The following is a 12,064-nucleotide window of genomic DNA, read 5'->3' as shown; positions in this document are numbered from 1 at the left end:
TCTCCTGAACTGCTATTCAATCTTCATTTTGCTAACCTGCCAGGCTGAACGCGAGTAATAAATCTGATTATTCAATTCAGGAAGACTGTCATACGGGTAAACAATGAATGATGGACCTTTATCGCGAATGCGCATATATTCGCCATTGATCTTTAGGGCAAGTATGGCGTTGTATTTTTTGAAGTCGCTGAGAGGGATCTCGGTAGCGTAATCATTGAGGGCAATAACATTAACGGCAGTACCCTTTGCACCCACATAATCCATAAGTTTTTGCATCGGGACACCCTCGAATTTAGTACGACCAGTGTACCAGGGAGATGTCGTCTCGAAACTCACCATACCCAGTTTTTCAAGGCTGGCGAGATCAAACACTGCTTTCCCCTCTTCATTGGTATTTTCTATATTACCGTAAATCGTCAAAATGGGTTTTCCAACGGGTTTTGGCAGTTCGCCAGCCCAGGCAAAACTCTGTACCAGGCAGCATAACAGCATTAGGATTAGTCGCATTTGGGCCTCCATTTTTGTCTCATGTATAAGGATTATAATTTAGTTATCAAATGAGTTTATGTATTTTGTTAAGACACGATGATTTTTATACTTCTGCCTTTCTAATGTACTTGAAAATCAACAAGTTAATGTTAAATGTTCGGTTGTTGAACGAGGCCTGATTTTTTGAAACACGATACCGTTACTTGAATAAACTCTCCTGCGTTTAAAAAACGATCGTTTTAATTGATTAATATTTTCTCACGTCACGGATTTACTTTTCAGAAAAACCAAAAAAACGCCACCCAACGGATGGCGCACTCGTATTTAACGATTATCCAGCTGGGCGCGAACGTTGTTCAGCCCGGTGGTGGTGATGCGATAAGGCTGCCCGTTAACAGAGCGGATCTGCTTTTTAGTGCGGAGTTTTTTAAAAGCAGCGAGTGTGCAATCACTCAGCACCAGTCCTTCGGGCGTGTACCGCTTCCAGCATCCCAAAGCTTACAATGCGCGCCCGGCCCAGCTCTTTCGCCCGGTACAGTGCCACGTCCGCGGCGCGCAGCAGGTTGTCGCTCTGGGCATGTTCCGGATAGCTGGCGATGCCAATTGAAACATCCACCGGCCCAATCTCAGTCAGTCCGTAGCGAAGCGACAGCTCATGCACGCCATTGTAAATCTTCTGCGCGCAGGCGTGCGCCTCTTGATCATCGGCACCGGGAAGCAGAACCAGAAACTCTTCGCCTCCGTAGCGGAATGCCAGGCCGCTGTCATGCGCGACCCGCTGAACAATCGACGCCACGCTTTTGATCACCTGATCGCCCGCCTCGTGACCAAAGCGGTCATTAATACTCTTGAAGTGATCGATGTCGATCATCATGCAGCTTAACGGCTCGCTGTTGCGCATTGCCTGCGTCATCTGCGTGTGCAGGGTGTCTTCAAGATGATGACGGTTACGCAAGCCGGTAAGCGGGTCAAACAAGGCTTTTTCCAGCAGCGCGTCACGCAGGCGCTGGTTGGCCAGCGCCAGCCCGAGCGCCTCGGCCATCAGTTCCAGATACGCGCGTGCAGGGGCATTCTCCGGAGTAATGTTCTGGAACGAGAGCAACCCAATGGCTTCGCCCTGGGCGATAAGCGGCACGCACAGCGCGCTTTCCGCCTGTGATGGAGGGAGATGATAGCAGGCGATATCCGGCTCACCGTTAACAGGCGGGTGGCTCTGACCGCGACGCACGGCCCAGCACGCATCGGGGTGGAACGTCGTCTCTTCACCGGTCGGCGACAGCCATTGCGCGGCGCAGCGCATTTGCCACGGATCGCGGTCAAAAACGTAGAGCCGGCCCGCTATCCCCGGCGCGATATTGGGCGCAAACAGCTCCGCCACGTTAATCACGTCGTCAAAGCTTTCACACCCCTGCAGCCGCTGGGTCATGCGCGCCAGCAGCTCGCGGATGGCCCAGTCGGCATCGCGCTCCTTTTCCAGACGCTGTCGCGCAAGGCCGTTTTCACGAAAGATGCGGATAGCCTGGGCCATGTCACCAATCTCATCAATCTGGCTGAAGTTGGGCGTCTCGACGGCGTAATCCTGCGATGCCAGGCGGTGCACCACGTCGCTCAGGCGTACCACCGGGCGGAGCACGCGGCGTTTCAGTATGAAGCCGAGAACAAACAAAAACAGCAGTGCGGTCAGGCCAACCATCACTTCAGAGGCCGTGCGCAGCGCTTTCGATTTTTTCGTCGCCTCCCGCACGGAGGCAATCACACGCTTGTCGAGTATCTGGCGAAAGCGATCGATCTGGGTTTGCGCGCGCTCAAGCTCCTGCTCGTAGGGCATGCCATAGAGCAGGGCAACGGCCTGTTCATCTTCACCCCGTGCCGCGCTCGTCAGTGCCGTCTGCTGCTCGTCCTGCAGTTGATCGATGATCTTTAGGCCATCATGCAGCAGGGCCAGCTCGTCATCAGAAGCACCGCTGTCCTGCAGTTTTTCCAGCTTCAGCTCAATGTTCTTAAGGCTGTTTTCTGACTGGTTATATTCTCTGAGGATCTGCGGGTCTTTTTTGATGACGTACAGGCGCGCTAAATCGGATTGTATCCAGGCATCGGTTTCAATATTTTCGGTAAGCTCATCAAAACGTTGACGTTGTTCAATGGCCTGACGTTCAGCGGTATCCGCTCCGGAGGCCATCAGCATGATAATGCCGGAGGCGATAGTCAGGCAGACTGTGGCACCGTAGGCCCAGTTTGTTATTGTCGCGATTCGCACCTGGAGATCCTTTTACAACATGAAGAGGATGGCGTTCTTCAAATTATAGAAAACGTTTGATTTAAGGCGAAAAAAAAGGCGGCACAGCGCCGCCTGGTGTGGTCGTTATCGTCACATCCCTACAAATCTGGAGGGTTTTTTCCCTCTTCGATGAAATCCGCGTCCAGCTCTTCGGCATTGCCCGCGTGATCGCGGCCGGAGAAGAGGTTCCAGCAGGCGATAAACAGCGCGGCAATGAGCGGCCCAATAACAAAGCCGTTAATGCCGTACAGCTCCATGCCGCCGAGGGTGGTGATCAAAATCAGGTAGTCCGGCATTTTGGTGTCTTTTCCCACCAGCAGCGGGCGCAGAATATTGTCCACCAGCCCGACGATAATCACGAAGAAGCCAACAATAAACAGCCCCTGCCAGAGCTGGTGCGTGGCGAACAGGAAGATGGCGGCTGGCACCCAGACAATCGCCGAGCCGACGGCGGGAACCAGCGACAGGAACGCCATCAGCGCGCCCCAGAGCACGCTGCCGTCAATGCCGACGATGGCAAACGCGATCCCGCCGAGCGTGCCCTGAACCACGGCCACCACCGCCGTCCCTTTCACCGTCGCCCGGGAGACGCCGACGAATTTAGCGAACAGATGCTGTTTAACAAAATCAGACAGCGGCAGGGAATCGAGGATCTGACGCACCAGATACGGCCCATCCTTCAGCAGGAAAAACAGCAGATAAAGCATGATGCCGAAGCTAATCGCAAAGCCAAACGTGCCTTTGCCGATCAAAAACGCGCTGCCCGCCAGATACTGCCCGCCCTGCAGCGCGACATCGGAGAGTTTTTTCTGGATCTGCGCCGCGTTGGTCAGGTTGTGATCCGCCAGGAAGCCGCTGGCCCAGTCCGGCAGGTGGTTGAAGATGCTCGCCACCACTTCCGGGAATTGCGTGTTGTTCTCCTGGAGCTTCGTGTAAACCACGTTCAGCTCAATGGCGAGCGAGGAGAAGATCACCATCAGCGGGATAAAGACGATCAGGCAGATAATGCCGATCGTCAGCAGCGAGGCCAGCCCGTTGCGATCCCCCAGCGCGGCGCGCAGCTTGTTTTTTACCGGGTTAAAAATGACGGTCAGAATAGCTGCCCACAGTATCGCGGAGAAGTAGGGCGACAGCACGTCGAAGAAAGCCCAGGTGACAAGGGCGAGAATAAAAATAAAGAAACCTTTGGTCAGTCCGTTAAAGCGCATCAGTCAGTCCTGGTTACTAAGAAACTGTGACGACTATAGAACTGATTTTAGGATTTACCAACCCTTCCGCCGGGTGGCGGCTGCGCCTTACCCGGCCTATGGACGGTGTTGCGGTATGAACCCGCTCTTCACGGATACCACTTTCGACTGACCGAAGAACGCACGCACCCGCACCATGCTGTAAGTATCTGCTTGCGGAGGTGCTTATGGCCTGGCGTCCGATTCTCTATGTGATCCTCACAACCCATCCCAGACTCAGTGCGCGGCGTGCCCGTTTGCGTCTGGTCATCTAGCTTTTTATTAACAATCGCGGTATAACACACCTTCTTTGGATGTTTAGATGTCCATACGTATAGAAGGTGATATGCAAACACAACAAGAAAATGGACAGCTTAAGCGCACCATGAAAACACGCCACCTGATTATGCTCTCGCTGGGCGGCGTGATTGGGACAGGGTTATTTTTCAATACCGGATACATCATTTCCACCACCGGTGCGGCAGGCACGCTGCTGGCGTACCTGATCGGCGCGCTGGTGGTCTGGCTGGTGATGCAGTGTCTGGGCGAGCTCTCCGTGGCGATGCCGGAAACCGGCGCGTTCCACGTCTACGCCGCCCGCTATCTTGGCCCGGCGACGGGCTACACCGTGGCGTGGCTCTACTGGCTCACCTGGACGGTGGCGCTCGGCTCGAGCTTTACCGCCGCCGGGTTCTGCATGCAGTACTGGTTCCCGCAGGTGCCTGTCTGGGCGTGGTGCGTGGTCTTCTGCGTGGTGATTTTCGGCCTTAACGTCATCTCCACGCGCTTCTTTGCCGAAGGTGAATTCTGGTTCTCGCTGGTGAAGGTCATCACCATCATCGCCTTTATCATCCTCGGCGGGGCGGCGGTCTTTGGCTTTATCCCGATGCAGGACGGTTCACCCGCGCCGGGGTTAAGCAACATCACCGCCGAAGGCTGGTTCCCGCACGGCGGCCTGCCGATCCTGATGACCATGGTGGCGGTGAACTTTGCCTTCTCCGGGACCGAGCTTATCGGCATCGCGGCGGGGGAAACCGAAAATCCGCACAAGGTGATTCCGGTGGCGATCCGCACCACCATTGCGCGGCTGATCATCTTCTTTATCGGTACCGTGTTTGTGCTGGCGGCGCTGATCCCGATGCAGCAGGCGGGCGTGGAAAAGAGCCCATTCGTGCTGGTGTTTGAGAAGGTCGGCATTCCTTATGCGGCTGATATCTTTAACTTCGTGATCCTGACGGCGATCCTCTCGGCGGCGAACTCCGGGCTGTACGCGTCTGGCCGCATGCTGTGGTCGCTCTCGAATGAGAAAACGCTCCCGCGCTGCTTTGCCCGCGTGAACAAAAACGGCGTGCCGCTGACGGCGCTCTCGGTTTCCATGCTCGGCGGCGTGCTGGCGCTGTTCTCAAGCGTGGTGGCCCCGGACACGGTGTTTGTGGCGCTCTCGGCAATTTCCGGGTTTGCGGTGGTGGCGGTGTGGATCAGCATCTGTGCGTCGCACTTCGTCTTCCGTCGTCGCCATCTGCAGTCCGGCCAGCCGCTCTCTGCGCTGCAGTACCGCGCGCCGTGGTATCCGCTGGTGCCGGTGCTGGGCTTTATTCTCTGCGTGGTGGCCTGCGTCGGGCTGTGGTTTGACCCGAGCCAGCGTATTGCCCTTTATTGCGGGCTCCCGTTCGTCGCCCTGTGTTATGGTGCCTACTACCTGACCCGAAATATGACATCGCAGGAGCCTGAACATGTCGCAGAATAATCCGCTTACCGCCATCCTCGAAAAACAGCCGTTTGTGGTGCTGGATGGCGCAATGGCAACGGAGCTGGAAGCGCGCGGCTGTAACCTTGCAGACAGCCTCTGGTCTGCCAAAGTGCTGGTAGAAAACCCGGATCTTATCCGCGAAGTGCATCTTGATTACTACCGCGCAGGTGCCCAGGTGGCGATCACCGCCAGCTACCAGGCCACGCCTGCGGGTTTTGCAGCGCGCGGCCTGGACGAGGCGCAGTCCCGCGCGCTGATTGGTAAAAGCGTGGAGCTGGCGCGTAAGGCGCGCGAAGCGTACCTGGCCGAAAACCCGCATGCGGGCACGCTGCTGGTAGCGGGCTCCGTTGGGCCGTACGGCGCGTATCTGGCGGATGGCTCAGAATATCGTGGCGACTACGTGCGCAGCGTCGAAGAATTCACAGAATTCCACCGCCCGCGCGTGGAAGCACTGCTGGATGCAGGGGCAGACCTGCTGGCCTGCGAAACGCTGCCCTCGTTTGCGGAGATTAAGGCACTGGTGGCGCTTCTGGCCGAGTACCCCCGCGCCCGGGCGTGGCTCTCCTTTACCCTGCGGGACAGCGAGCACCTGAGCGACGGTACGCCGCTGCGTGACGTGGTTTCTTCTCTGGAGCACTATCCGCAGGTCGTCGCGCTGGGCATCAACTGTATCGCGCTGGAAAACACCACGGCGGCGCTGAAGCACCTGCACAGCCTGACATCGCTGCCGCTGGTGGTCTACCCGAATTCGGGGGAGCATTATGATGCGGTAACCAAAACCTGGCATCACCACGGTGAAACGTGCGAGACGCTGGCGGGATATTTACCTCAGTGGCTGGAAGCGGGAGCGAAGTTAATCGGCGGATGCTGTCGCACCACGCCGAAGGATATTGCGGAGCTGAACGCGCAGCGCTGAGGAATCCCCACAATTTAATGCGGGCAGTGAACAATCCCCTCGCCCCTTTGGGGAGAGGGTGAGGGGAAAAAACCAACCGCACAAAACCAACTATCCTTTCCCGCTTTTTATCTAAAAACGAATCGTTATGAGCGATTCATTTTTATTCCTTTATCAAAATTCCCGCGCCGGAAATACTGCCCTCATAACAACAAGGGGAGCAGGCATTATGGCAATTTCATCGCGAATCACATTTCTTGGCGCGCTGGCGCTGTGGGCATTTCAGGCACAGGCGGTGGACGTCACCGTCGCGTATCAAACCTCTGCGGAACCGGCGAAAGTCGCGCAGGCGGACAATACCTTTGCTAAAGAGAGCGGCGCGAACGTCGACTGGCGCAAGTTCGACAGCGGCGCGGCCATCGTGCGGGCGCTGGCCTCCGGCGACGTGCAGATTGGCAACCTCGGCTCCAGCCCGCTGGCGGTGGCGGCCAGCCAGCAGGTGCCGATTGAAGTTTTCCTGCTCGCCTCGCAGCTCGGTAATTCCGAAGCGCTGGTGGTGAAGAAAACCATCACCAAACCGGAAGATCTGATCGGCAAGCGTATCGCCGTACCGTTCATTTCCACCACCCATTACAGCCTGCTGGCAGCCCTCAAACACTGGGGCATCAAGCCGGGTCAGGTACAAATTCTCAACCTGCAACCTCCGGCGATTATTGCGGCCTGGCAGCGCGGCGACATTGACGGCGCTTACGTCTGGGCGCCCGCCGTGAACGAGCTGGAAAAAGACGGCACCGTGTTGACCGACTCCGAAAAAGTGGGCCAGTGGGGCGCGCCAACCCTCGACGTGTGGGTGGTGCGCAAAGACTTTGCCGAGAAACATCCTGAGGTAGTCAAAGCCTTCGCTAAAAGCGCGATCGACGCCCAGCAGCCGTACATCAGTAACCCGGATGAGTGGCTGAAGCAGCCCGCCAACCTGGAAAAACTCTCCCGCCTGAGCGGCGTGCCGGAAGCGGACGTACCGGGGCTGGTGAAAGGCAATACCTATCTGACGCCCGCGCAGCAGGTGCAGCAGCTGACCGGGCCGGTAAATAAAGCGATTGTCGATACCGCCACCTTCCTGAAGGAGCAGGGCAAAGTGCCCGCGGTGGCGGCGGATTACAGCCAGTACGTGACCGATCGTTTTGTGAAATAAGGAGTCCGCCATGCTGAATATTACGAACCTGTACGCCGATTACGGTGGTAAACCCGCGCTGGAGGACATCAACCTGACGCTGGACAGCGGTGAACTGCTGGTGGTGCTCGGCCCGTCAGGGTGCGGAAAAACCACGCTGCTGAATCTGATCGCCGGGTTTGTACCGTATCAGTACGGCACCATTCAACTGGAAGGCAAAAAGGTGGAGGGCCCGGGCGCAGAGCGCGGCGTGGTCTTCCAGAATGAGGGGCTGTTGCCGTGGCGCAACGTACAGGAAAACGTGGCCTTTGGCCTGCAGCTGGCGGGCGTTGGCCGTGAACAACGGCTGGCAACGGCGCGGGAGATGCTGAAAAAGGTCGGTCTGGAAGGGGCTGAAAAACGCTTTATCTGGCAGCTTTCCGGCGGCCAGCGTCAGCGCGTTGGCATTGCCCGCGCGCTGGCGGCAAACCCTCGGCTGTTGCTGCTGGACGAGCCGTTCGGGGCGCTGGATGCCTTCACCCGCGAGCAGATGCAGACCCTGCTGCTGCGCCTGTGGCATGAGACGGGCAAGCAGGTGCTGCTGATTACCCACGACATCGAAGAGGCGGTGTTTATGGCGACCGAGCTGGTGCTGCTATCGCCGGGGCCGGGGCGCGTGCTGGAGCGTCTGCCGCTCGAATTCGCCCGCCGCTACGTCGCGGGAGAGCCCGTGCGCAGCATCAAATCCGACCCGCGGTTTATTGAGCAACGGGAATACGTCTTAAGCCGCGTGTTCGAACAGCGGGAGGCTTTCTCATGAGCATCGTCTTCAGTGAAAAAAAGCGCCGCACGCGCCTTACTGTACGCTGGCCGTTCTCCCGGCAGTTTACGCTGAGCGTGGGCACGCTGCTGGTGCTGCTGGCGGTGTGGTGGATAGTGGCGGCGCAGGCGTGGATCAGCCCGCTGTTTTTGCCGCCGCCGGGGCAGGTGCTGGCAAAACTCATTACCATCGCCGGGCCGCAGGGCTTTATGGATGCAACGCTCTGGCAGCACCTGGGCGCAAGCCTGGCGCGCATTCTGGTAGCGCTGCTGGCGGCGGTGATTATCGGGATTCCGGTTGGGATCGCGATGGGCCTGAGCCCGACGGTGCGCGGCATTCTCGACCCGCTGATTGAGCTTTACCGTCCGGTGCCGCCGCTGGCATATCTGCCGCTGATGGTGATCTGGTTCGGCATCGGCGAAACGTCAAAAATCCTGCTGATTTATCTGGCGATTTTTGCCCCGGTTGCCATGTCGGCGCTGGCGGGCGTGAAGAGTGCCCAGCAGGTGCGGATCCGTGCGGCGCAGTCGCTGGGGGCCAGCCGCGCGCAGGTGCTGCTGTTCGTGATTTTACCTGGCGCGCTGCCGGAGATTTTAACCGGTCTGCGCATTGGCCTCGGCGTGGGCTGGTCCACGCTGGTGGCGGCGGAGCTGATTGCGGCCACGCGCGGCCTTGGTTTTATGGTGCAGTCGGCGGGGGAGTTCTTGGCGACTGACGTGGTACTGGCGGGGATAGCGGTGATTGCCGTCATCGCCTTCGGATTAGAACTGGGGCTGCGCGCGCTACAGCGCAGCCTGACGCCCTGGCATGGAGAAATACAATGAGTGAACGTCTGACCATTACCCCGCTGGGGCCGTACATTGGCGCGCAGGTGTCGGGCCTGGATGTGACCCGGCCGCTGAGCGACAACCAGTTCGAGCAGCTGTACCACGCGGTGCTGCGCCATCAGGTGGTGTTCCTGCGCGAGCAGGCAATCACCCCGCAGCAGCAGCGCGCGCTGGCGTTGCGCTTTGGCGATCTGCATATCCACCCGGTCTATCCGCATGCGGAAGGGGTGGAGGAGATTATCGTTCTGGACACCCACAATGATAACCCACCGGATAACGACAACTGGCACACCGATGTGACCTTTATCGAGACGCCTCCCGCCGGGGCGATTCTGGCGGCGAAGCTGCTGCCGGAGACGGGCGGGGATACGCTGTGGGCCAGCGGGATTGCGGCGTATGAGGCGCTCTCCGCGCCGTTCCGGACGCTGCTGAGCGGACTGCGGGCGGAGCACGACTTTAAAAAATCGTTCCAGGAATACAAATACCGTAAAACCGAAGAGGAGCACCTGCGCTGGCAGGAGGCGGTGGCGAAGCATCCGCCGCTGCTGCATCCGGTGGTGCGCACCCATCCGGTCACGGGCAAACAGGCGCTGTTCGTGAACGAAGGGTTCACGACGCGCATCGTGGACGTGACGGAAAAAGAGAGTGAAGCGCTGCTGGGATTCCTGTTCGCGCATATCACTAAGCCGGAGTTTCAGGTGCGCTGGCGCTGGCAGGAAAACGACCTGGCGATCTGGGATAACCGCGTGACGCAGCACTATGCCAATGCGGACTATCTGCCGCAGCGAAGGATTATGCAGCGGGCGACGATTCTGGGGGATAAGCCGTTTTATCGTGCGCTTTGATTGCCGGGTGGCGGCGTTGCCTTACCGGGCCTACGTTCCATTGTAGGCCCGGTAAGCGTAGCGCCACCGGGCAACGGGGTTAAAGGTGCACCTCAATATACCGCTGATAGCGGTTCGCCTTCAGGTAGCACAAATCCACCAGCACCAGCCCGTCGACGCAGTCGTTGAACGCCGGGTCGCTGCCGAAATCAATAAACTGCACGCCGCCCGGCTCGCACAGCTCGGAATACTGTTTGTACAGCGGCGGTATACCGCAGCCCAGATTACCGAGCAGGGATTTCAGCTTCGTCAGATCGTCCACGTAATCCACGCCGCCAAACTGTGCCAGCACGTCCGGTAACGACGCCGGATACGGCTGACGTGACGCGGCCAACGGATGCGTTGCCGGGAACCACAGGCGATAAAAGGCCACCAGCAGATCCCGTGCCGCAGGCGGTAAGCCGCCGGAGATGGAAACCGGGCCAAACAGATAGCGGTAGTGTGGGTAACGCGCCAGGTAAGCCCCGATGCCGGACCACAGATAGTCCAGCCCCCGACGTCCCCAGTAGCGCGGCTGAATAAAGCTGCGCCCGAGCTCAATGCCGTGTTCCAGAACGTCCTGCATTTTGTCGTCGTAGTGGAACAGGCTGTAGCTGTACAGCCCGTCAACGCCGCGTTTTTCGACCTGCATGGCCGTTGGCATAAAGCGATACGCACCGACAATTTCTAAGTCATCATCATCCCACAGGATCAGGTGCAGATAATCGTCATCGTAGCTGTCGGTGTCCCGGCGTTTACCGCTTCCTTCCTCCACCGCGCGAAACGCAATCTCGCGCAGGCGGCCCAGCTCGCGCAGAAGAGGCGCCTCTTCCTGCCCGTTGCGCTGCCACAGGTAGATGGTTTTGCCGTCGCTGGTTTTCCCCAGACACTCGGCCTGCGCCAGCTCGCGTTTCAGGGTGGCCCGGTCTTCCGGACGGGCGATGGCGCACTGGGTTTTAAAGACGCCAGGCAATCCCTTGCCAAGACGCATCACATGCTGACGGCACTGCTCGGCCAACTCACGCGACGAAAGGGTGGCGCTATGCCAGTGATGCCAGGCGATCTGCTGGCCGATTTTAATCGGCAGCTGGCTATGGCGTCGGCGGAACATCTGCTGCATCAGCAGCAGCATCGACAATGTCGGCGACACCAGCGTGCTGGCATAAAAGAGCAGGCTATTGTGCGCCTGAATATGCGCCGGCAGCAGCGGGGCGCGCAGCTTGCTGGCGAGTTTGATAAAGCCAGAGTGCCATTTCTTATCGCGAATGCCTTTGCGCGTGGGCCGCGAAACTTCTCCTGCCGGGAAGAAGATCAGCACGCCCGCGTTTTGCAGATGCTGCTCCATTTGCACCAGCGACGATTTCGCCGTTCTGCCGCCCATATTGTCCACCGGAATAAACAGCGAACTGAGGGGCTCAAGGTGGGTCAGCATCCGGTTGGTCACGACTTTAACGTCGCGTCGCACGCGGGAGACGGCGTACATCAGCGCCAGCCCGTCCAGCGTGCCCGTCGGGTGGTTGGCAATAATGACCAGCGGGCCATGTTCGGGGATTTGTTCGAGATCGCGGGCGGAAACGGTGCAGAGAATATCAAGGTGCTCCAGAACTTGCTCCACCATATCCAGTCCTTTCAGGTGGCGGTGAGCGGCGGCAAACTGCTGGAATTCGTCTTCGTAAAACAGCCTTTTTAACAGACTTTTTTGCCAGGGTGCAGGCCTCGCCTGAGGCCAAAGATCGTCGAGAACGCTATCGAGGCTAAACATGATT

General features: G+C 58.3%; 10 protein-coding genes and 1 pseudogene. 6 read left to right on the top strand and 5 right to left on the bottom strand.

Annotation, left to right across the window (positions count from 1 at the left end; translation table 11 throughout):
- Positions 1 to 12 precede the first annotated feature (12 nt).
- The 4 genes and pseudogenes from D5066_RS05315 to D5066_RS05300 all read right to left on the bottom strand — a co-directional run bounded on the left by D5066_RS05315 (position 13) and on the right by D5066_RS05300 (position 3,975).
- Positions 13 to 507, bottom strand: coding sequence for a putative pterin-binding protein (locus D5066_RS05315; RefSeq protein ID WP_080328175.1), 495 nt, complete (start codon positions 505 to 507; stop codon positions 13 to 15).
- A 306-nt stretch (positions 508 to 813) separates the two neighbouring features.
- Positions 814 to 966, bottom strand: a pseudogene (locus D5066_RS05310) (YjhX family toxin); the annotation flags it as partial.
- On the bottom strand, positions 938 to 2,746 hold the full coding sequence (locus D5066_RS23295; RefSeq protein WP_133300900.1) for a diguanylate cyclase: 1,809 nt from the start codon (positions 2,744 to 2,746) through the stop codon (positions 938 to 940). The pseudogene D5066_RS05310 and the gene D5066_RS23295, both read right to left, overlap by 29 nt.
- Before the next feature lie 119 nt (positions 2,747 to 2,865).
- Entirely contained in the window at positions 2,866 to 3,975 is a 1,110-nt protein-coding gene (locus tag D5066_RS05300; protein ID WP_119915280.1) for an AI-2E family transporter, read from the bottom strand.
- A 364-nt stretch (positions 3,976 to 4,339) separates the two neighbouring features.
- Between D5066_RS05300 and mmuP the strand changes: the two genes are divergently transcribed.
- The 6 genes from mmuP to tauD all read left to right on the top strand — a co-directional run bounded on the left by mmuP (position 4,340) and on the right by tauD (position 10,280).
- Complete coding sequence (mmuP, locus tag D5066_RS05295) at positions 4,340 to 5,740, top strand: S-methylmethionine permease (RefSeq protein ID WP_001194698.1); 1,401 nt, start codon at positions 4,340 to 4,342, stop codon at positions 5,738 to 5,740.
- Positions 5,727 to 6,659 carry a homocysteine S-methyltransferase gene (gene mmuM, locus D5066_RS05290; protein ID WP_119915279.1) on the top strand — a complete coding sequence of 311 codons (933 nt, stop codon included), beginning with the start codon at positions 5,727 to 5,729 and terminating at the stop codon, positions 6,657 to 6,659. The genes mmuP and mmuM overlap by 14 nt, the downstream gene beginning before the upstream one ends.
- Positions 6,660 to 6,867: 208 nt before the next feature.
- Positions 6,868 to 7,830 (top strand): taurine ABC transporter substrate-binding protein, encoded by a 963-nt coding sequence (tauA, locus tag D5066_RS05285; protein ID WP_119915278.1) that lies wholly within the window; start codon positions 6,868 to 6,870, stop codon positions 7,828 to 7,830.
- 10 nt (positions 7,831 to 7,840) lie between these two features.
- Complete coding sequence (gene tauB, locus D5066_RS05280; RefSeq protein WP_119915277.1) at positions 7,841 to 8,608, top strand: taurine ABC transporter ATP-binding subunit; 768 nt, start codon at positions 7,841 to 7,843, stop codon at positions 8,606 to 8,608.
- The gene (gene tauC, locus D5066_RS05275) at positions 8,605 to 9,432 is read left to right on the top strand and encodes a taurine ABC transporter permease TauC (protein ID WP_119915276.1); all 828 of its coding nucleotides are present in this window, start codon (positions 8,605 to 8,607) and stop codon (positions 9,430 to 9,432) included. Before tauB ends, tauC begins: the two co-directional genes overlap by 4 nt.
- Positions 9,429 to 10,280, top strand: a complete 852-nt coding sequence (gene tauD, locus D5066_RS05270; RefSeq protein ID WP_119915275.1) for a taurine dioxygenase — start codon at positions 9,429 to 9,431, stop codon at positions 10,278 to 10,280. Before tauC ends, tauD begins: the two co-directional genes overlap by 4 nt.
- A 79-nt stretch (positions 10,281 to 10,359) precedes the next feature.
- Here the strand turns inward: tauD and olsF are convergent, their stop codons facing one another.
- On the bottom strand, positions 10,360 to 12,060 hold the full coding sequence (gene olsF / locus D5066_RS05265) for a bifunctional ornithine lipid synthase OlsF (protein ID WP_119915274.1): 1,701 nt from the start codon (positions 12,058 to 12,060) through the stop codon (positions 10,360 to 10,362).
- Positions 12,061 to 12,064: the final 4 nt, after the last annotated feature.

This window comes from Enterobacter chuandaensis, from assembly GCF_003594915.1.
Taxonomy (GTDB): Bacteria; Pseudomonadota; Gammaproteobacteria; order Enterobacterales; family Enterobacteriaceae; genus Enterobacter; species Enterobacter chuandaensis.
The sequence above is the reverse complement of the archived record's forward strand: the minus strand, read 5'-3'. Positions and strand labels throughout refer to the sequence as shown.

Bases quoted from the DNA above. Each gene is read 5' to 3' on its own strand.
- olsF (WP_119915274.1), bottom strand. From the start codon at position 12,060: ATGTTTAGCCTCGATAGCGTTCTCGACGATCTTTGGCCTCAGGCGAGG.
- D5066_RS05300 (WP_119915280.1), bottom strand. From the start codon at position 3,975: ATGCGCTTTAACGGACTGACCAAAGGTTTCTTTATTTTTATTCTCGCC.
- D5066_RS05315 (WP_080328175.1), bottom strand. From the start codon at position 507: ATGCGACTAATCCTAATGCTGTTATGCTGCCTGGTACAGAGTTTTGCC.
- tauA (WP_119915278.1), top strand. From the start codon at position 6,868: ATGGCAATTTCATCGCGAATCACATTTCTTGGCGCGCTGGCGCTGTGG.
- tauC (WP_119915276.1), top strand. From the start codon at position 8,605: ATGAGCATCGTCTTCAGTGAAAAAAAGCGCCGCACGCGCCTTACTGTA.
- tauD (WP_119915275.1), top strand. From the start codon at position 9,429: ATGAGTGAACGTCTGACCATTACCCCGCTGGGGCCGTACATTGGCGCG.
- mmuM (WP_119915279.1), top strand. From the start codon at position 5,727: ATGTCGCAGAATAATCCGCTTACCGCCATCCTCGAAAAACAGCCGTTT.
- mmuP (WP_001194698.1), top strand. From the start codon at position 4,340: ATGCAAACACAACAAGAAAATGGACAGCTTAAGCGCACCATGAAAACA.
- tauB (WP_119915277.1), top strand. From the start codon at position 7,841: ATGCTGAATATTACGAACCTGTACGCCGATTACGGTGGTAAACCCGCG.